This window comes from Allobosea sp. 2KB_26, assembly GCF_052115715.1.
In the GTDB taxonomy this organism is placed as follows: Bacteria; Pseudomonadota; Alphaproteobacteria; order Rhizobiales; family Beijerinckiaceae; genus Allobosea.
Map to the genome: position 1 here is coordinate 401784 of NZ_JBFRHE010000004.1, position 20905 is coordinate 422688.

The 20905-nt window shown below is 65.1% G+C and carries 14 protein-coding genes; 3 read left to right on the plus strand and 11 right to left on the minus strand.

Translation table 11 applies throughout. The features are described 5' to 3' along the window. The first annotated feature begins 459 nt into the window (after positions 1 to 459). A complete protein-coding gene (locus AB4099_RS15350) occupies positions 460 to 2211 on the plus strand; it encodes a metallophosphoesterase family protein (protein WP_441478679.1) in 1752 nt (583 codons plus the stop codon). Here AB4099_RS15350 and AB4099_RS15355 read toward each other — a convergent pair. From AB4099_RS15355 to AB4099_RS15405, 11 genes are all read right to left on the minus strand, one after another. Next, a complete protein-coding gene (locus tag AB4099_RS15355; RefSeq protein WP_441478680.1) occupies positions 2201 to 3268 on the minus strand; it encodes an AI-2E family transporter in 1068 nt (355 codons plus the stop codon). The two genes, AB4099_RS15350 and AB4099_RS15355, sit on opposite strands and share 11 nt — an antisense overlap. Positions 3269 to 3331: 63 nt before the next feature. Continuing rightward, positions 3332 to 4417, minus strand: coding sequence for a patatin-like phospholipase family protein (locus AB4099_RS15360; RefSeq protein ID WP_441478681.1), 1086 nt, complete (start codon positions 4415 to 4417; stop codon positions 3332 to 3334). A 37-nt stretch (positions 4418 to 4454) separates the two neighbouring features. Continuing rightward, the gene (locus AB4099_RS15365) at positions 4455 to 6191 is read right to left on the minus strand and encodes a hypothetical protein (RefSeq protein WP_113516985.1); all 1737 of its coding nucleotides are present in this window, start codon (positions 6189 to 6191) and stop codon (positions 4455 to 4457) included. Then, positions 6188 to 6712: a DUF1269 domain-containing protein gene (locus AB4099_RS15370; protein ID WP_113516986.1), complete on the minus strand. Its 525-nt coding sequence runs from the start codon at positions 6710 to 6712 to the stop codon at positions 6188 to 6190. The genes AB4099_RS15365 and AB4099_RS15370 overlap by 4 nt, the downstream gene beginning before the upstream one ends. Next, positions 6709 to 8262 (minus strand): leucyl aminopeptidase, encoded by a 1554-nt coding sequence (locus AB4099_RS15375; protein ID WP_441478682.1) that lies wholly within the window; start codon positions 8260 to 8262, stop codon positions 6709 to 6711. Before AB4099_RS15375 ends, AB4099_RS15370 begins: the two co-directional genes overlap by 4 nt. Positions 8263 to 8375: 113 nt before the next feature. After that, positions 8376 to 9545, minus strand: coding sequence for an efflux RND transporter periplasmic adaptor subunit (locus AB4099_RS15380; RefSeq protein ID WP_441478683.1), 1170 nt, complete (start codon positions 9543 to 9545; stop codon positions 8376 to 8378). Next, positions 9542 to 12631, minus strand: a complete 3090-nt coding sequence (locus AB4099_RS15385) for an efflux RND transporter permease subunit (RefSeq protein WP_441478684.1) — start codon at positions 12629 to 12631, stop codon at positions 9542 to 9544. The genes AB4099_RS15380 and AB4099_RS15385 overlap by 4 nt, the downstream gene beginning before the upstream one ends. Beyond that, the gene (locus AB4099_RS15390) at positions 12628 to 13731 is read right to left on the minus strand and encodes an efflux RND transporter periplasmic adaptor subunit (protein WP_441478685.1); all 1104 of its coding nucleotides are present in this window, start codon (positions 13729 to 13731) and stop codon (positions 12628 to 12630) included. The genes AB4099_RS15385 and AB4099_RS15390 overlap by 4 nt, the downstream gene beginning before the upstream one ends. Before the next feature lie 251 nt (positions 13732 to 13982). After that, positions 13983 to 15191 (minus strand): MFS transporter, encoded by a 1209-nt coding sequence (locus AB4099_RS15395; protein ID WP_441478686.1) that lies wholly within the window; start codon positions 15189 to 15191, stop codon positions 13983 to 13985. A gap of 23 nt (positions 15192 to 15214) precedes the next feature. Continuing rightward, complete coding sequence (locus AB4099_RS15400) at positions 15215 to 16297, minus strand: helix-turn-helix transcriptional regulator (protein WP_441478687.1); 1083 nt, start codon at positions 16295 to 16297, stop codon at positions 15215 to 15217. Between the two features lie 178 nt (positions 16298 to 16475). Next, on the minus strand, positions 16476 to 17627 hold the full coding sequence (locus tag AB4099_RS15405) for an alpha/beta hydrolase (protein ID WP_441478688.1): 1152 nt from the start codon (positions 17625 to 17627) through the stop codon (positions 16476 to 16478). Between the two features lie 385 nt (positions 17628 to 18012). Here AB4099_RS15405 and AB4099_RS15410 point away from each other — a divergent pair, with 385 nt between their 5' ends. Continuing rightward, entirely contained in the window at positions 18013 to 19563 is a 1551-nt protein-coding gene (locus AB4099_RS15410; RefSeq protein ID WP_441478689.1) for an AbgT family transporter, read from the plus strand. A 54-nt stretch (positions 19564 to 19617) separates the two neighbouring features. Beyond that, entirely contained in the window at positions 19618 to 20823 is a 1206-nt protein-coding gene (locus tag AB4099_RS15415) for a M20/M25/M40 family metallo-hydrolase (RefSeq protein WP_441478690.1), read from the plus strand. Positions 20824 to 20905: the final 82 nt, after the last annotated feature.

Consider the following 20905-nt stretch of genomic DNA (forward strand, 5'->3'; position numbering starts at 1 on the left):
CGATTTGAAATCTGTAAAGAATGGATATCGAAGATGATGATCTCATCTTCCGGCGTGGCGGTGGCTGATGGAATATTGGAGCATAGCAATCAGGATTCCACCAACGCTGCTGCTGGCGAATGATGCCTGAAATATCGATGCAACCCTGTCTCTCGTGCATTGAAATTGTGCGCTCAATTCTCTTCAAAACACGTTGTTCATTTCATAAGTATCTGATTTTAAAGTAGCATCTGCTCTTTCCCTGGTCATCAGCCCCGTGTCTCACTTCTGTGCTCGGCGTCCCATTCTCGGTTTGGGCATGAAAGATTGGCCGTGAAGGCGTGCATGACGCTGGCATCAAGGCTATGTCCTTCGAGGCAACTGAGTTGCGTGCATCCTGACGTTGCCGCGGGGGCAAGGCATGAGTATTCGACGCCGATCTGCCCTTGCGAGCGCAGCTTCCCTGGATCGTGACTGACCATGCCGATGATTATCGAACCGCGTGCCGGAGACGCAGAGGACGACGCCAGCAGCACGAAGAAGCGCTCCCTGATTGCCATCGCCGGAAGCATGCTGGGGGAGATCAACCTGCCCAAGCTTGCGCTGGCCTGGGTCATCCTCGCTCTCTTGCCAGGTGTTCTGCTCGGGCTCGCCCCGCTTGTCGCCACGGCCTGGTTCACCTCGATGTCGGGCCGGATCTATGCGCTGGCAGGAATCGGGCCGCTCATTCTCCTGGCGCTGATCGCGGCTCTTGGCTGGTTCGGCTTCAGGCCGTTGTTTCGTGCTGCCGAGCGCAGCTTCTGGTCGCTGAATTCGCTCGCCGTCCAGCCAGGCTATGCCCTGTGCCGCGAGGGGCTGCGGCATCTGGCGGAGCGCTTCCTCACAGCGGAGGCCAGCGAGGACAAGCGCGCGGGCCTGCGGGCCGCGACCGCCATTGGTGCCGGCCTTGCTGCCTTCCTCATGGCCGCTGGCATTGCCGCGCTTGCCTGGCCCGCGACCCGCTGGTCGGGCGAGATCGCCGATCTTGCCAATCCCTTGCGACTGGTCGTTCCCGCGCTTGCTAATACCGTGACCGTCATGAGCGGATATCTCGCGGTTGCTTCGCTCGCCTGGGGCCTTGCCGATGGGCTGATGGATCAGCCGCGCGATCTTGGCGTCTTTGACGAGATGCCTGCGTCAGCGCGCACATGGCGGGTCGTGCATCTCTCCGACATCCATGTCGTGGGGGAGCGCTATGGTTTCCGGATCGAGAGCGGACGCGCCGGCCCGCGTGGCAATGAGCGGCTTGCCCAGGTTCTCGAGAGACTGGACGAGATCCACGCCCAGGAACCGCTCGATTTCGTCTTGATCACCGGTGACATGACCGATGCGGGCCGGTCGGCCGAATGGGCGGAATTTCTCGACGCGATGGCGCGACATCCGGCGCTGGCCGAAAGGAGCTTCATCCTTCCCGGCAACCACGACGTGAACATCGTGGATCGCGCGAATCCGGCGCGGCTGGAATTGCCGACGAGCCCCGGAAAACGCCTGAGACAGATGCGGACGCTGTCGGCCATGGCCGCCATCCAGGGAGACCGGGTCCGGGTCGTCGACCAGGGCCGGACTGGACTGGGTCGCACCTTGTCGGCGGCGCTGGAGCCTCATCGAAAGACGATTGCCGCCTTCGCCGATGCCGGCTCGCTGCGCCTGTCGGCCGGGCTGGCCAATATCTGGGACGATATCTTCCCGATGGTGCTGCCGCCGACGGGAGAGGACGGGTTAGGGCTCGTGCTCCTGAACTCGAACGCCGAAACGCATTTCTCCTTCACCAATGCGTTGGGCCTCGTCTCGGAAGAGGACATGCGGGCGATGCTCGCGATTCTGCGCCAATATCCGAAGGCGCGCTGGGTCATCGCCCTGCATCACCATCCCGTGGAATATCCGAAGCCGGCCAAGGCCTTCTCGGAGCGCATCGGCACGGCGCTGATCAATGGCAGCCGATTCGTGCGCCAGCTCAAGCCGATGTCGCATCGGCTCGTCGCGATGCACGGACACCGCCATGTCGACTGGATCGGGCGCTGCGGTCCGCTGAAAATCATTTCGGCGCCGTCTCCTGTGATGGAGGCGACGGATGACGAGGCGACCAGCTTCTATATTCATACGCTGGCAGCCGCCACGGATGGCGGTCTTGCCCTCCTCGAGCCGCAGCGGATCGAGGTCGCGCCCAGGCCGGATGCCGGCCTCATCTCTTGACGGGTGCCTCGATCGGGACCGCCGCCGTGTCCTTCTGGGGCGAACCGAAGAGCTCGGCAAGCCACAGGCTCGAGGGATGCTGGGCGCAGAAGGTCAGGAATGCGATCGTGATCGGCACGCCGATGAAGGCGCCGAAGACGCCCCAGAGATAGCTCCAGAAGAACACGGAGAACAGCACGGTCGCCGGAGAGATCGAGAGCGCGCTGCCGGCGACGCGCGGCTCGATATAGCTGCCGACGATGAACTGGATCAGGTTGAGGCAGGCAAAGACCGCAATCACCGCCTGCCAGGATCCGAACTGCGTCATCGCAAACAAGGTCGGGAAGACTGTGGCGACGAGCGGGCCCAAGAAGGGAATGTAGTTCAAGGAAAAGGCGATGAAGCCCCATTCCTCCGCAAGCTGAAGCCCGACCGCCTTGGCAAAGGCCCAGACCAGCAGGCCGGTGATGAGGCTCATCGCGGTCCTGACCACCATGTACCGGCGGATCTTGCTGGCGGTGGCCGTGCTGCCCTGGAGCAGGACCTGGCCGGTCTCGCGGTTGCGCATGCTGCGCAGCTTCCGCCCGAAATCGTCGACTTCCAGCAGGCCGAGGATGACGTAGACGAGGACCACGAGCCAGAAGCTCATCGTGCTGTTGAGGCGGCCGGTGATGGTCTGGGCGGTGCGCAGCATCCAGCTGACATTGAAGTTCTCCGACCAGACACCGGCCACGGCCACGCCATGCCCTTCCAGCCAGATCGTGATCTGGTCGTAGAACGACTGGAAGCGCGCAGCGTCGCTGACGATCCAGCGGCCGACGCGGCCGAAGGCCCAGACGATCAGCGACCCGAAGGCGAAGAAGGCGACGACCATGACCACGACACTGATCGCGAGCGCGAGCAGGCGGGGCAGAAAGGTCTGCAGGCTCTTCTGAAGCGGCCAGACGAGCGCGATGATGAAAAGCGCAAAGGCGACCGGCGCGAAGACCGAACTGGCGATCGACAGCGCGGCGACCGCCATGATCGTCGCAATCAGAATCAGGGCGCCTTGATAGATCTTGCCGGAGGTCATCTGCATTCCTGGTGAGGCTTGGTGTCGGGAGGTCGGTGCTGAGGTGCGCGGCAAATGCGGCCGCTCCTCTCAGATGCCTTCGGTCAACTCGTCGAGATCGAGTGTCGAGGTCCTGCCGATGTTGTCCCGATGCTCCCGATAGAAGGACTCTGCTGAGCGCCTTCCTTCGTTGTGGAGCATGGTCAGGAACTCCCATTCGGCATTGAGCTTGGAGGAGTAGCCGAGCTCGGTCATGGCGTCGCTGGTGATGCGGTGAAGGCGCATGCGGGCCCAGCGCGCGCCCTCACCGCTCTCGGGATTGGCCTTCTGGCGCAGCAGCGCCATCATCCGCAATTCCTTCAGCAGCACCGCGTTGAACGACACCTCGTTCAGCCGGTTGAGGATGTCACGCGCGGTACGCGGTGTCCCCGGTCGCTCGACCGGGTTGATCTGAACCAGGATGGTGTCGAGCGCATCGCTGTGCTTGATCAGCGGCGTCATCGTCGGATTGCCGGAATAGCCGCCGTCCCAGTAGCTCTCGCCGTCGATCTCGACGGCCTGGAACAGCGTCGGCAGGCAGGCGGAGGCCAGGAGCACGTCGGGCGTGATCTCGGCATTGCGGAACACCCGCCCCCGGCCTGTGCGCACATTGGTGGCGGTAATGAAGAGCTTGATCGGGCTTGTGGTCAGGCTGCCGAAATCGATCACCTCGGCGAGGATATCGCTAAGCGGGTTCGAGCCGCCCGGATTCAGGCTGTAGGGAGAGACCACCCTCGACATCATGTCCATGGCGACGAAGAGCGGCGAGTTGTCTAGCGTCCAGCGGCCGAGCAGGATGTCCAGCGGGCTGCGCTGGAATGGGCTGAAGCGCGCCGCGTCCGAAACCTTTCGCCAGAACAGCTCGAGTGCCTCGCGTGCGCCAGCGCGGCCGCCCTTGGCATATCCCGAGGCCAGTACGGCCGCATTCATGGCGCCGGCCGAGGTTCCCGAGATCGCCTCGATCTCGAGCCAGTCCTCCTCCAGGATCCGGCACAACACGCCCCAGGTGAAGGCGCCGTGAGCCCCGCCACCCTGAAGCGCCAGGTCGATCGCGAGGGGCTCGCGCTTGGTGCGATTGTCCTTGGCGCTGTCGTCGCCGCTGCGGAGCGCGCGTGCAGATGTCGGTGCTTTGCTCACGTCGGTCCCATCCTGAATGCGAGGCGAGCCGGCCGGGTCACGGCGACTTCACCAACCCCGAAAAACCGGCAACAGCCAGCAGGCTCAAAGCCCAGCCGACGATCGACTGGAAGTAGAAATAGGTGATGGCAATGCGACCGCCCGGCTTGGACGGATTAGGCCGCCAGAAGGTTCTTTGCCCCATGTCGAGCACCGGCAGCAGCGTATCGAGCGAGTACATCCAAGGGCTGAAGGCCGGGTAGCTCGACGCCTCCCAGCGCTGGCGAAAGCAGGCGAGCTGGGTCTGGCCGGGCTCGGCCAGGCCGCTCGTCTGCTGGGTGGCGATCAGGGAGCGCTGCTCGGATCGTTCGATGCCGCACAAGGTCCATTCGGGCGAACGCAGAACTACGGCGCTATTGGGCATCACGGCCCCCCGGTGCTCGGCATAACCGAAGATGGCGACGCCCAGAAACCAGAAGAACAGGAGCCAGACAAAGGCCAACAGCGGCTGGCGACCATAGGCTAGGGTGATTCCAAGCACACCGTCGGCGGCTGTCAGAAGCCCCCGCAGCACGGGATTGGCGGCCCGTTTGCGCCGGGCCTGCCTTTGCAGGCGCTCCTTGACGACGAGCACGGCGCGAGCATCCTCGCCATGTCCCATCTCGCGGAAGACGGAGGCCAGCTGCTCATAGGGCTGGGGCCAGAAATCCTCGCCCCAGCGCTCGGGCGCCTGCCGCCCCAGCCAGTCGAGCCGGCTCTCGGCATCGACTGGCCCGTCGATGAAGGCGCCATAGCGGCAGCGATTCAGGAGAAGATCGCCCTGCTTGGGCCAGCAGGCTGCCTCGTCATGGATGGTCCCGATCGAAGCGCCGGTCAGCACCAGCGCGCCGTTCACCTGGGCATCCCGGCGCAGGAAGAACGCGCCCTTGATCGCACTGCGGCTCATGTCCAGCGTAGTCTGGCCGGCGGCGCCAAGAACCGCGCCTGAGCAGTCGATGTCGCCGCCGATCTGCGAGGCGATCAGCCGGATCTCGCCTTCGATACGCGCGCTACGCAGCACGACGCTGCCGCGGTTCTCGATTTCACTCGCATCGATTGCGCTGCCGTCGGTCCGGGTGATGGTAGCGCCGGCGCAGTCGAGATCGGCGGCCAGCACTGCGCCGGACAGGTTGATGCCGCCGCGCAGCGTCGCTCCCCGCGCCAGGACGTTGCGGGCCTCCAGGCTTGGGGCGAGCAGCGCGTAGCCGCTCGGTGCGCGAATGGTGGCACCATCGCATTCAAGATTACCGCCGAGACGCGACTGAACGAGATCAACCTCACCAGTGACCTCCGCGCCGCGCAGATAGACGCCGCCGCGCGCCTCGAGCCGCTCCGCCTGGAGCCCGGGAAGCGAGGAGCCGTCCAGGAACAGGCGGTTGATGATCGCAGCCCTGAAGATCGGCGCGGCCTCGAAATGGCAGTCGTTCAGGCCGATGTCGCGGAAGACACGACAGGCTTCGAGGTCGAGAACATCCGTGATCCAGGCGCCGCTGATCCTGACGCCCTTCTCGTGGGGGCGGCAGCCTTCCTCGCCTCCCAGCATGAGAAAGCGCAGGAAGGGCGCCCGGATGACCCGCGCCGGGTCGGGTTTCTCCGGGCGCGAGCCGTCTCCCAGACGGTCGAAGTTACCGCTGAGAAGCTTGGCGACGACCTCCTCCTCTGCTGGCAGCAGGGGGCGGAAATCGTCGAGGCGCGCCGTCGCGATGGCCCATTGGGCTCGTTCTGCTCCCGCTTCGGCGCCCCAGTCCTGCATCATGTGGCGGCCGGAGGGGCGGCTTCGGCGCTGGCGCTTGCAGTGGCCGCCAGGGCTTCCCGCAGCGCAGCCTCCTTGGTCTCGTCGAAAGATGTGCTCATCAGCGTACCGCCGACGCCCTTCAGATCGGCGAGGACCTTGTCGGTGGTCATCTTGCGGATCAGCAGGAAGAGCCCGGCGGTGTTGGGTTGCAATGCGCTGGCCGCGTCCTTCATGAACTGGTCGTTGATCCCGACATCGCTGAGCTTTCCGCCGAGCGCGCCCGAAGCGGCTCCGAGAGCCGTGCCCAGCAGCGGGGCCAGGAAGATGAAACCGATCAAGGTGCCCCACAAGGCGCCCGATGCGGCGCCGGCTGCCGTCAGGTTCATCATCTGGTTGAGTTTGACCTGCCCCTTCTCGTCCTTGACGACGACGACCGCGTCGCCGAGCTCGATCAGATATTCGCGCTGGAGGGAAAGGACCTTCTGACGGACCTCTTCGGCCTTCTGTTCGGTCGGGAAGGCGATGAAAACCAGATCGCTCATGAGTGCAGCTCCATTGCTGAGGGGGAGGGAAGGGGCAGGCCATTCGGCGACGCTGCTTCCGCGGCGCGGCTGATGAGGAATTCGGCGAGCAGCGGAACAGGCCGGCCGGTCGAGGCCTTGGTGGCGCCCGAGATCGACGCGGTGCCGGCAATGTCCAGATGGGCCCAGGGATAAGCCCTGGCGAAGCGGGCAAGAAAGCAGGCGGCGGTGATCGCGCCGGCCGCGCGCCCGCCGAGATTGCTGGTATCGGCAAAGCTGCTGCCGAGCTGGCCGAAATAGTCGTCCCAGATCGGGAGCTGCCAGACGCGATCACCAGACACGCCCCCGCATCGCAGAAGCTCGGCGGCGAGCGCCTCGTCATTGGCGAAGAGGCCGCTGGCATGCGAGCCGAGAGCCACGACGCAGGCCTCGGTCAGGGTCGCGACGTCGATGACGCAGGCCGGCGAGAAGCGCTCGGCATAGGTCAGGACATCGCAAAGCAGGAGCCGTCCTTCGGCCTCGTGGGTGCGGATCTCGATGGTCTGGCCCGACATCGAGGTGACGATGTCTCCCGGGCGGCTGGCGCTGCCGCTGGGCATGTTCTCGGCCGCAGCAATCAGTCCGACGACGTTGATCGGCAGCTCCAGGCGGGCGACCGTGCGCATCACCCCGAGAACGCTGCCGGCACCGCTCATGTTGAATTTCATTTCGTCGGGGTCGGCTCCCGGGGTCAGCGGCGTGCCTCCGATATCGAAGGTGATGCCCTTGCCGATGAGGACGATGGGCCGGCTCCGGGCTTTGCGCCCATTGGACTGCATCACGATGAGCTTGCAGGGATTGGCGGAGCTCCTGCCGACGACGAGAAAGGCGCCCATGCCGAGCGCTTCGAGCTTCTCGCGCTCCAGGACTTCAACATCGAAGCCGAATTCCCTCCCCATCTCCTGCGCCGTGCTGGCGAGGAAGGCCGGCGTGCAGATATTGCCCGGGAGGTTGCCAAGATCCTTCGCAAGGGCGACACCTTCAGCGACGGCGATGCCCTGACGCAGCGCGCCAACGAGCTCCGACGTAAGGGTTTGCGGAACGAGCAGCATGATGCTGCGCAGCGGGCGGGCCCGCGCTTTCTGGCCGTGAGGATGGGCTCCGGGCAGGACGAAGACGTATCCGCCATCGGCCAGAATTTGTGCGGCCTGTTGAACCTGCCAGTTCAAGCTGCGCTTGGGGACCTCGTGTTCAGCCAGGGCGATGACGGCTTCGGAGACGACACTCTCCGCGATGATCTTCGCCGTTGCCGAAAGTGCCCGCAAATAGGCGCGGTCGGAGAAGGCTTCGGGTTTGCCGAGGCTGACGAGCAGGATGCGGGCCGCGACGGAGCCCGGCAAATGATGGATCAGCAAGGTTGCGCCGGGCGCCTCGCCCAGTTCGCCGCGCCCGACGATCGTGGAAAGCCTGCCACCCGTCCGGTCGTCGAGACGGCGAGCCGACCCGGTCAGCGCGCCGCCGCTGAATACGCCGACGACGAGGAGCTCGGTCCTGAGCCTTTCCGCCTCACCGACCGCGGGGATGATCTCCATAGAATGTCTCCAAGAGGACATCATGGCATCGCTTGGCTGGAGAATGGCGTGATCCCGCCGGGAAGCTCTTTGGTTGCAGGGCCCCGCTCGCTGCGGAGAAAGATTGTCATATGTCACGAAGGCGGAAGCACGGGGCCTCCCGGCGGCTGAGCCGCCGCAGTGCGGCCCGCCTCGCGCGCGGCGGCAAGCGGTCGCACGCGCTGGCCCGGGTGCAGCACCTGAATGCCGCCGGAGACAATGACCTCCCCGGGCTCAAGTCCTTGCGAGACGACGACGAGGCCAGGGTCAAAGCGCAGGACATCGACATTGCGCAGCGATACCGTCGATTTCACCGGATCGACGATCCAGACGGCCGGCGACAGGCCCTGCTGGGTCAGGGCGCTGGCCGGAATGGAGACGATCGCGGCCGATGTGAGCTCCACGGTCCCGACCACAGTCGACCCCAGCCGCATGTCCTCCGGTGGATCGATCAGGCCAATCCTGACCGCAAAGGTCCGCGTCACGGGGTCGGCTTGCGGAGCCACTTCGCGAATACGACCAAATGCGCTCACAGTCGGAGACTCGGCGAGCGAGACCCGGATCGGAATGTCGCCCTGCAGCGTCTCCAGCAGCCTGGCCGGGACGTTGAAGACCGCGTCACGGCCGTCCTCGCGCGCCAGTTGAACCACGACTTGCCCGGCCTGCACGACCTCGCCCGGCTCGATGTTGCGGGCGGTCACGACGCCCGAGACGCCTGCCCGCAACTCTGTGAAGCCGAGCCGATCCTGTGCCAGCTCGACTTGCGCTTCGGCGTTCTCGAGCTGGGCCTGCGCGGCCTCTTGCGCCTTGAGTGACTGATCGAAACGAGGCCGGGTGGTGAAGCCCTGCGCCATCAGCCGTTCCTGACGCTCGAACGTATTGCGCGTCGTGTTCACCTCGCCGCGGGCCGCTTCGAGCGCTGCCTTGGCCGCTGTCAGCGCGTTGCGTTCGAGCGAGGGGTCAAGGCGGGCAACGATCTGCCCGGCGGCGACGCGATCTCCGACATTGACCGGCCGCTCGGCGACGCGGCCGCCGATGCGGAAGCCAAGCCCGACATTCTTCTCGGCCTGGATCTCGCCGCTCAACCTGATGTCGTTGGCGAGTTTGCCGGCCTCGACCTTGACCACCCGGACGGGGCGGCCCTCGGAAGGGGCGGTCTCCTGGTTCTGGCAAGCAGCCAGCGTCAGGACGAGCATCGAGACGGCCGCGGCGCGGAGAATTCGCACGGCCGAGGGCTTGAACCGGATGGCTGGAATCGGTCTCATCGCGAAGAAACTCCCGCAGCGGCTGTCGCCCGGGCTTTCGTCTTGCCCGGTGTCGGGGAGCCTGCGCCGAAGACGGTGACATAGAGCACGGGCAGCAGGATGAGGGTCAGCACGGTCGCGACCAGCAGGCCGCCCATGATGGCGAAGGCCATCGGGCCCCAGAACACGGTCGGAGCGATCGGGATCATGCCAAGCACGGTCGAGACCGCGGTCAGCATGATCGGCCGGAAGCGCGTGCTGCTGGCGTCGAGCGCGGCCTCGACGACGCTCTTGCCGCTGGCCCGCTCCGCCTCGATCTGGCCGACCAGGATCACCGCGTTCTTGGTGATGATGCCGATCAGCGCCAGGATGCCGAGCAGCGCGACGAAACCCAGTGGCTTGCCCGACACGAGCAGTGCACTGACCACGCCGATGAGGCCGAGAGGGGCGATGCTGAGCACGATGGCGAACAGCCTGAAGCTCCGCAGCTGGGCCATCAGCACGGTGAACATGATCAGCAGCATGACCGGCACGACGGCGATGACCGAGGATTGCGACTTGGCGCTTTCCTCGACGGTTCCGCCGACGGCGATGCTGTAGGCGGGTGGCAACGTCTTCCGCAACTCTTCGATGGAGGGCTGCAAGGCGGAAACGACTGTCTCCGGCAGCGTTCCCGGCTTGACGTCTGCGGCGACGGTCAGGTTCGGAACCCGGTCGCGCCGCCAGATCAGCGGCGCGTCCAGCCCGTAGCTGAACGTGACGAACTGCGACACCGGCACCGAGCGTCCACCGGGCAATGCGACCTGCATGGTCCGCAGCGTATCAAGCGAGACGCGGTCGGCGTCCTGGGCCCGCACGACCACATCGACGAGATAGATATCGTCGCGCACCTGGGTCACGACGGTGCCGGAAACGACGGTGTTCAGGACCGCGGCCAGCGCTTGCGAACTCAGGCCGAGGCGGCGTGCCTCGTCCTGATCGACGCGCAGGCGCAGCTCGCGCGCAGGTTCGATCCAGTCGAAATTGATCTGCTCGGTCTTGGGGCTCGTCGCGACGACCTGCGCCAGCTTCATCGCAATCGAGCGCACCTCGGCGATGTCCGGTCCGCTGACGCGGTACTGCACGGGCCAGCCGACCGGCGGCCCGAGTTCGAGGGGATAGACGCGAGCGACGACGTTCGGAAACTCCTTGGCCAGGAGCTCTTCCAGTTTGGCCTGCAGGCGGTCGCGAGCCGGCACGTCCTTGGCGACGATCACGGCCTGGCTGAAGAAGTCGTTGGGCAGCTGCGCATTGAGCGGCAGATAGAAGCGGATTGCGCCGCGTCCGACATAGGTGCTCCAGCGATCCACATCCGGGTTGCCCTTCAGTGCCGCGTCGAACCGGGTCGCGAGCTGCTCGCTGGCGTAGATCGAGGCGTTCTGCGGCAAAGTCAGGTCGACCAGAAGCTCGGGCCGGTCGGAGGCTGGGAAGAACTGGCGCGGTACGAGGGGCAGGGCGAGGAGGGATGCGACGAACAATGCGAGCGTCACCGCGATGGTCGCCCAGCGCAGCTTGATGGCACCAGACAGCAGCTGCCGGAATGTCCGCTCGACCCTGCCGGGGCCGGCAGTGCTCGCTGCCGGGTCCGGCGCCTTGAGCATCGCGACGCCAAGCACGGGCGCGAAGATCACCGCCACGAACCAGGACACCACGAGGGCAATGCTGACCACGGCGAAGAGGGTGAAGGTGTATTCACCCGCCGAGCTGGCCGCAAAACCGATCGGTACGAAGCCGGCGATCGTCACCAGCGTCCCGGCAAGCATCGCCATCGCGTATTTCTTGAAGGCGTAGGTCGCCGCCTTCGCCTTTTCCTCCCCTGCGGCAAGACGCGTCACCATCGCGTCGGTCGTCGTCATGGCGTCGTCGACCAGCAGGGCGAGCGCGATGATCAGCGCACCGAGCGAGATCCGCTGCATGTCGATGCCGGCGACAAGCATCACGGCGAAGACCACCGCAAGCGTCAGCGGAATGGACAGCGCAACGACGAGGCCGGGGCGCACGCCGAGGCTGATGAAGCTCACCGCCATGATGATGGCGATCGACTGCCAGAGCGAGGTCATGAAGTCGTCGATCGCGTGATCGACCGTCACGGCCTGATCGGCCACCAGCCGTGGTTCGATGCCGAGCGGAAGATTGGCGGTGATGGTCGCCATCGCCTTCTGGATGTTCTTGCCGAGCGCCAGGATATCGCCTCCATCGCGCATCGCGATGCCCAGCCCGATCGCTTCTTGTCCGTTGACGCGGAACATCGGTTGAGGCGGGTCCGCGTGACCGCGGCGCACGGTAGCGATGTCGGCGAGGCGAACCATGCGATCGCCGACGGGAAAGTTGACGTTCAGCAGGTCGGCTTCCGACTGGAAGGCACCCGAGACGCGCAGCGAGACCTTCTCGTCCTCGGTCTGGATGATGCCGGCGGGGCGCACGACGTTCTGGCTCTGCAGGGCGCCGAGCAGGGCGGAGCGATCGATGCCGAGATTGGCGAGTTCCCTGACAGAGAATTCGACGAAGATGCGCTCGTCCTGGGCGCCGATGATCTCGATCTTCGAGACATCGGGCACGAGGAGCAGGCGCGAACGGGCCGCTTCGACATGGTCGCGCAGCTCACGGCTGGTGAAGCCATCGGCGGTGAAGCCATAGATGATGCCGAACGTGTCGCCGAAGCGATCGTTGAAGAACGGCCCAACCGCGCCCTGGGGCAGGGTATGGCGGATGTCCCCGACGAGATTGCGGACCCGGTACCAGGTGTCCTGTACCTGACGCGCCGGGACCGACTGCTTCAGGTTGACGAAGATCGTCGTCACGCCGGGCGTCGTGAAGCTGCGGACGAAATCGAGGCCGGGCGTCTCCTCGAGCTGGCGCTCGAGCCGCTCGGTGATCTGCGTCAGCGTGTCCTCCATGGTCGCGCCCGGCCAGGCGGCGGAAACGACCATCGACTTGATGACGAAGGAGGGGTCTTCATTGCGGCCGAGCCGCACGAAGGCGAGCACGCCGGCCGCGACGGCGACAATCATCAGATAGATCACGACCGAGCGGTTCTTGAGGGCCCATTCCGAGAGGTTGAAGCTCATCGTGTTTCCGTCCCGGTCAGCCGCACATGCTGGCCTTCCTGCAAGAGGCTCGCGCCGGCCGTGACAATGACGTCGCCAAGTGCCAGGCCCTTGCCGATCAGGGCCGTCGCGGGGTCGGCGCTGAGAACGTCGAGCTTGCGCAGCGATACGGTGAGATTCTTGGGATCGACGACCCAGGCTCCTGTATCCTGCGCGCGCCGCACCAGCGCCGTCGACGGAATGGCGATGGCGGCGCTTTCGCTGCCGCGAATGGTGCCCGTGACGGTCGTGCCAAGCCGGTAGGACTGCGGAGGCTCCGACAGACCGACCCTGACCCGGAAGGTCCGTGTCACCGGGTCGGCCTGGGGCGAGACCTCGCGTACCCGGCCCTTGACGGTGGTGCCGGGATCGCCGGTGAGCGCCACATACACGCGCGCATCGGCAGGGAGGGCGCGCATCATTGCAGCGGGCACCTCGAAGACGGCATCGCGCCCCTCGCGCCTCGCGAGCTGCACGATCGTCCGGCCGGCCGCAACGACCTCGCCTGGCTCTGCTCCGATCCTGGTCACGACGCCCGGTGCGTCAGCTTTCAGGGTTGTGAAACCGACGACATCTTCCGCCGAATTGACGCGGGCTTGTGCCGCGTCGACCTGAGCCTGGGCGGCTGTGCGGCCTTGCTCGGCGGCCTCGAAATCGGCCTGCGTCGTGACATTGCGCTGGAGCAGATGGCTCTGCCGCTGCAACTGGTTGTCGGCCTTCCTCAGAAGGCCCTGCGCAGCCGTGAGCGCTGCGCGCGCCGAGCGCAGATCGTTGAGTTCGTTCTCGGGGTCGAGGCGGGCAACCACCTCGCCCTCGCGGATAGTCGCGCCGACCGCGACGCTTCTCTCCGCCAGGCGGCCACCGATGCGGAAGGAGAGCGACGCCTGGTCCTGCGCTTCGATATGGCCGGTGAAATTGATGTCCGCCGCCTCGCGGGGCTTGTCGACCGTGATGGTGCGGACGATCCGCACGGGTGGCGGGGCCTCGTCGGCCTCGCGCTGGCAGCCCGCGGAAGCGAGGGCAATCACGGTCAGCGCGGCGGCGTGCAACCGGGCGGAACCAGGGCTGCGGCGCGGGCTCATGCCTGCTGCCCCCCGAACGCCACCCTCGCACGATGCGGAGTTCTTGCGCCGATCCTGCCATTCCTACGGAACGGGTTCTCCCGCAAGCCGTTCAAAAGCATCATGTTCTTCCTCTGGCACCCGCAAGGCAGAGGCCGTGGAACCTCGGGCGCAAGACAAGGGTCCGTCGCCAATTTCTTCGGGCGGCAGGGACGGACGCTACCAACTGTCCGGGAAGCGCGGATTAGCTCAGAATCCCAAGTTTGCGCTGGTCATCCCAATTTTGGGACAGGGTGCTGGGCATCCGGAACGCCTGGTTGCGGGGCCGGATCCTCCCGTCTCAGGTTGGCTGCGACAGGGATCAGCAGGAGGAAACCGGCACCGGAAGCGATCGCCATCAGGCCATAGACGTGCTCGCCCCACGAACCGTAGAGATAGCCGGCAAGGGTCGTCAGAGCCGCCATCACCCCGGCCCAGCCGGCGGCAAGCCAGGCCTGGGCCCGGGCCAGCATGCTACGCGGCGCGAGCCTCGCGAGCAGGAAGATGCTGCCCAGATGCGTCGCGCCGAAGGTCAGGCCATGTGTCAGCTGCAGCAGGATGACGAAGGCGATATCTGGATCGAGAGCCATGCCAGCCCAGCGCAATGTCGCGGCAGCGCCGCTGACGACCAGCAGCGCACCTGCTCCGGCCGAGCCACGGACGACATATCCGAGCAGGCTGAAGAACGTGATCTCGGAGGCGATGCCAGCCGCCCAGAGGCTTCCCATGGTCCCCCCGGAAATGCCGAGGCTTTGCCAGTGCAATGTGCTGAAGCCGTAGACGGCGGCGTGGCTCGCCTGGACAAGCGCGGCGCCCGCAATGGTCAGGATCAGCAGATACGGCCGTTCCACCGTCCTGGCTGCTTCGTCGGGAGCGGCCGATCTCTCCGGCAGGCGGATGGTTGCGACGGCCATCGCGGCGAGGGTCGTGGCAAGCGCCGAGAGCAGTAGCATTCCGATAATGGACGAGATCGGCAGCCAGTCGAGCATCCAGCCAGCCGAGAGATTGGCGAGTGCGAACCCCGCCGATCCCCACAAGCGAATTCGCCCATAGCGCAGCTCCGCCGAGCGCAGGCCATCGAGACTGCGCAGGGTTACGGCGTCGGTCAGGGCGATCAGGGGACCTTGGGCGAGCGCGATGGCGATCACCAGCAGCAGGATTGGCAGGAAGCCTGCGGCAAAGGCGAGAAAACCCGTGCCGACGACGACAGCCGCCGCGCAGGCAACCAGCGCGAGGGTCATGCGCAAGCTCCGGTCCGCGAGGGCGCCAACGACCGGATTTGCGATGATGCGGGTCAGCAGCGGTGCGGCAAGCACGATGCCGATCGCATCGTCACCAAGCGATTGCGCGCGCAACCAGAGCGGAAAGAACGGCAGATTGACGCCGAGCTCGAAGAAAAGAGCCGCATAGAGAAAGGAGAGGCGCCCCGTCGCCCCCTTCATGCCAAGACCCTCATGCTCTTCGGCTAGTCGGCAAGGCTGCGCGCGGCGCGTTCGACTCCAGGCCCTCCCAGTGCACCGTCCAGCGACGCATCCTGCTGGGCAAGTCCGGATGGCAGGGCAGAGAACTTGGTCAGGTGCTTCTCGCGCGCCTCGGTTGGGCTGTAGCCGAACTCGCGCCGGAATGCGCGGCTGAACGTCGAATGATCGACGAAACCCACTTCATTGCCGATGACGTGGATCGACAGGGCATCGCGGGTCGATGCGAGCCGGCGATGCGCCTCGCGCAGCCTCTCTCGATTGATGAAATGAGCAACGCCACCGGTGCTCTCGAACAGCCGGTAGAGTTTGGAGCGGGACATCGCCATGAGGCGTGCCAGACGCTCGGGACCAAATTCGGGGGAGGCCATGTTCTGTCGGACGACGCGCCGGGCACGATCGATCAGAAGGGAGGTCAGCGGCACCTCCGCAGCCTCGGAGCGCTCGACGCGTGGCGCGATGCAGGCGGCGACCAGCGAACGTGTCGCGGTGGCGAGGCCCTGGGCATGCTCTGCCGAGATGTGGGGCAGCTGTCGGGCCAGGTTCTCCATATAGCCAGTGAGCAGCGCCCCCAGCTCTGGGTTGATTTCCAGATCGTGCGCCCGCTCGAAATCGACGAGTTCCTCGTGGCAGAAGTTCCGAGGCAGGAACAGCGTTAGGACTTCCGTGTCCTCGGCCTGGCCTTCGAACGGCATGGCGAGCGAGCGGAAGCTGAGATTGCCTGGCCGCTCTGGAGGGCTCAGGGAAAGCAGGTTGCATTCTGGCGAAAAGGAGTGGGCGAGCACGACGCACCAGTGATCCATGAAGGATCGCGGCCTGTGCCGCCAATGGCGGGCAGGGGCGTCGGCGTAGAGTGTCCTGGTCAGAACGACGTCGCCGAAGCTCCACGACGAGAACTCGGCTTCAAACGCCTCGGACCCGTCTGGCGTAGGCAAGAGATCGATCGTCTCGGAGAGCAGCGAACGCCACGCGTCGAACTGATCCTCGGGGGGCAGTCCCTTGGTCGAGAAGTTCTGAACGAAGACCGCTCCGCCTGGGGGCCCTGAATTGGTACTAGAGAGAGCCGACACGGCATTCTCCTCGCGATAGCGTTGCGTTAATCTTGGCCCCGCGTACCAACGGGATGTCAATGTTTCTCAGTGCCGTGAAGAAACTGTGACGCTCAGAGTTAGCAATGGCAAGCAATAAACCGCTGAGAATTGTCGTTAACAGGCCAAAGCAGCTGGTCCTTTTGCGGCAGTTGGCTCGCTACTGGCGCGGGGACGCTGCGTCGAAGACGCGAATTGGCGCGGTAACAATGAGGCTGGCGGCCGAACCAAGCGCATCCGCAGCCATCAGCGGAGTGGAAATGTCGGAATCGGTGATGACCTGGCCTTGGAGCAGCCGGCCTCCAATGAGGCGGACCGCATCGGGGCTGGCGGCAAAGAGGTCGTGATTGATGCGATCGCCTGCATTGATGGCGCTGAGGTCCAGCACCGTGATGCCTGACAACCCCGCCAGCTGCTGCTGGTACTCGTCGCGCGTCAGGTCGATGCCGCCGAGGCGCGTCGCTCCGCGGGAAATGAAGCGGGAGAGCTGCAGCGCCCGGTCGTTCTGCGAGACGAAAAGCGTGATCTGCGGACGCTGGGAGCCCATGTCCTCGACTTGCCGGCGGAACACGCCGACATCGAGATCGGGCGAGGCCAGAATGAGATTGTTGATCTTCCGGGGGACCCCGCCCTGCTCGAGAGCGATCTGCCTGACGGCCTCGACGGCAGGCCAGCTCCCCATGGAATGGGCGAGGATGACGATTTCGCCGACGGAGGGGCTGCTTGCAGCCGCCTTCAGCAGATAGGCGAGATCCGAGCGGGAATAGGATGCATTGTCGAAATCCCGGCTGTAGTCGAGCAAATGGCCGCGCGACGGCCACGAGAACAGCACCGGGGACGCGTCGGCATCGGCGTCATGGGTCAACTGCGCGAAACGAAAGACTGCGCGGTCGAAAGGCGTGTTGAAGCCGTGGACGAACACGAAGACCCGGCGCTTTCGACCGCCCGTCGACTTGAACCATTTGACGAGATCCGTCTTGGCGACCGGCGCGGTCGAGGTGACGACAAAATCGGTAGCCGGATTGCCGGGAGCCGCGCGCGGCAGCTGGATCGTGCCGACCTCTCGATCCCTGGGGATCGAGACGACGATATTGCTGAAAGAGACCGTATCTCCGCGCTCGCCGCTGAACAGAACACCCGCTTCCGTCGAGGGCGCGCGCGTCGTCGCGGCAAGCATGTTCACGCGGTCGGTGCCGGCAACGGGCTCGACCGGTTGAAGCAATCCGCGGGGCGCCGAAGCGCAAGCGCTGAGGCCGAACGCGACAGCAAGTCCTGCCAGGCTCATCCGCAAGGTGTCGAGGCGGCGGCCCATGGTCAAAGAGCTCCAGAATTCGGGCGCGTGCCGGGCATTGCAGGCAGTAACGGGCTTACCGGATTGCTCTTGCATGCCTTACCGTGCGTCGGCGTCACGTCGACGTCCCCAATCTGCGAATAGGAGATCGGAGGATCTCGAACGGCTGCGTCAGGATAAAGAAGCCATCCGGTGGCAGCAAGCTTGCTGGATGCCTTTCCGTCGCGCAGACGCCTCGCCATCAACTTTGGGACAGGCGGTCCAAGCTTTGGGATTCTGTGCCGATGCTCTCGGCGCGCAGCGAATTAAGTTGCCGGGATGACCGCCTCGGCAACGATTCCGGCGGCCTACCTGCTTATCGCGACCCCCCGTGGGGCGGAAGTCTAAGGCTTAGGGGAGGCAAGACATGGCTACCGGGAACGTCGCGTCAAAGACCACGATGCAGAGATTTCTCGATACGGTCGAGAAAGTGGGGAACATGGTTCCCCATCCCGTCGTCATCTTCCTCATTCTCATCGCCATCGTCATGGTGCTGTCGGCTGTGCTCAGCCTGTTCGGCGCGGCGGTCACCTTCGAGCGCATCAATCCCGATACCCATAAGGTCGAGATGGCGAGCACGGCGATACGCAGCCTGCTCAACGTCGAAGGCATTCGCTTCATCTATTCGTCGCTGATTCCGAACTTCATGAGCTTCACCGCCGTCGGGCTGATGATCGTTGCGATGATCGGCGCTGGCGTCGCCGAGGAATCCGGCCTGGTGACGGCGCTCATCCGCAAGCTCGTCATCGTGTCGCCGGGCTGGGCTCTGACCTATATCCTGGCCTTCGTCGGCATCCTCGCCAGCATTGCGGCGGATGCGGGCTATCTGGTGCTGATCCCGCTCGCCGGTATTGCCTACCTCGCAGTCGGGCGGCATCCGCTCGCCGGCCTCGCGCTCGGCTTTGCTGCGGTGGCCGGCGCCTTCACGGTCAATATGCTGATCAAGCCGCTCGACGCCGTCCTCGTCGAATTCACCAATGACGCCGCCCATCTCGTCGATCCGAATCGCTCGATCGGCCTGGCCTCCAATGTCTGGTTCTCGATCGCGTCGGTGTTGTTCCTCACCGTCGTCATCGCCTTCATCACCGACAAGATGATTGCGCCGCGCCTTGGCGTCTACGATCCGAAGCTGGCGGCCGAAGGCACCACGACGGAGCAGGGCGCCTCGCTGTCCGATCAGGAATCGCGTGGCCTGCGCTATGCCGGGTTCGGCCTGCTGGCGCTGGTTGCCGTGTTCTGCCTGCTGACGCTGCCGTCGGGAGCGCCGCTGCGCAATCCGACAACCGGCGAGCTGATCGGCAATTCACCCTTCATGAACGGGCTGATCGCCCTGATCATGCTGATGTTCCTCACCACGGGCTGGGCCTATGGCATCGGGGCCGGGACCTTGCGGACCCTCCCGGAGGTGATCGCGGCGATCGAGAAGTCGATCAAGAATCTCGGTGGCACGATCTTCCTGTTCTTCGTGCTCAGCCAGTTCGTCGCCTACTTCACGTACACGAACATGGGCACGGTCATGGCGCTCAGCCTGTCCGGCGTGCTGCAGTCGGCCAATATCGGCGCGCTGCCGCTGCTGCTCGGCTTCATCGTCGTCGTGGCGATCATCGACCTCCTGCTGACCGGGGCGATCGCAAAATGGGCGATCTTCGCCCCCGTGTTCGTGCCGCTGCTGATGAAGCTCGGCGTCGAGCCGGAAGCGGTGCTGGCTGCCTATCGCGTCGGCGATTCCCCGATGAACGCGATCACCCCGCTCAACGCCTATTTCGCACTCGTCGTGGGCTTCGCCCAGAAATACGACAAGACCGCGGGTGTCGGCACGATCGTCTCCCTGATGCTGCCCTATGTCGTCTGGATGTTCGTGCTGTGGACGGCGCTCTTCGCCGTCTGGAAAATGCTCGGCCTGCCCTGGGGATTGTGACGGCCGGTCCCGCAGCCCGAAACGAAATAACCTTGACCTGATCGGATGGACATCATGAGCAGCCCCTCAATCCCACTCGACGTCGCCAGTGCGATCGACCACCTGATGAATTTCCTCTCGGTCGAAGGCGTGACCGGCCAGGAAGCCAAGATCGGGGCCGCCGTCAGCGAGGCCCTGAAGAGGGTCGGAGTGCCTGCTTCCGCAATCCGCTTCGACGATGCCAATAAGCGCATCCCGGTGCCGACGGAGACAGGCAATCTCTTCGTCGATCTGCCGGGCACGCGGCCGGGGCCACGCCTGCTGTTCTCCACCCATCTCGACACCGTGCCGCTTTGCGCCGGCGCCAAACCCCGGCGTGAGGGCGACCGCATCGTCTCCGACGGCACGACCGCGCTCGGCGGCGATGCCCGCACCGGCGTCGCGCTCCTGGTCGTGCTCGCCGAGACGCTGATCAAGCACAAGCTGCCGCATCCGCCGATCACCCTGCTCTTCACCGTCCGCGAGGAGAGCGGCCTGCACGGTGCCCGTGAACTCAACCCGGCCGATCTCGGCGGGGCCGCCATGTGCATCAATGTCGATGGCCAGCTCGCCTCGGAACTGCTCGTCGGTGCAGTCGGTCAGGAGAACTGGGAAGTCGAGATCAAGGGCAAGGCATCCCATGCCGGTGTGGCCCCGGAAAAGGGCATCTCGGCGACGCTGGTCGGCGCCATCGCGATCGCCGAGGCCCAGCGCAACGGCTGGTTCGGCAAGGTCGTCAAAGCCGATGGTCGCGGCACCAGCAATGTCGGCATCTTCGGCGGCAAGGGCGGCACGGTCCCGGCCGGCGATGCGACCAATGTGGTCACCGACTATGTCTATATCCGGGGCGAGGCGCGCAGCCCCGAAGCTGCCTTCGCGACCAAGATCGCGAACGGCTACAAGGAGGCCTTCGCCAAGGCGCAGGGCGAGGTGAAGGATCACGAGGGCAACACCGCGGAGGTGAAGTTCAGCCAGAAGCCGGCTTATCCGCCCTTCGAACTGGGCCAGGATGCTCCGGTGGTGAAGCGTGCCACCAAGGCGCTCAAGCTGCTCGGTATCGAGCCGACCTATCTGTTCTCCAATGGTGGTCTCGACGCCAACTGGTTTGACAAGCACGGGGTTCCGACCATCACCATCGGCGCCGGGCAGGCCGAGATCCATACCATCAAGGAGTATGTGAATCTCACCGAATACGAAAAGGGTTGCCGCATCGGTATCCTGATGGCGACCCTGGAAGACTGAGGCCTTGGCTGGGTGCGGTGTGCCGGGGCGTAGCCTGCGCCGGCATGCTGCGCCCTACGCATTTCTGCGGCCTGGCAGGGCC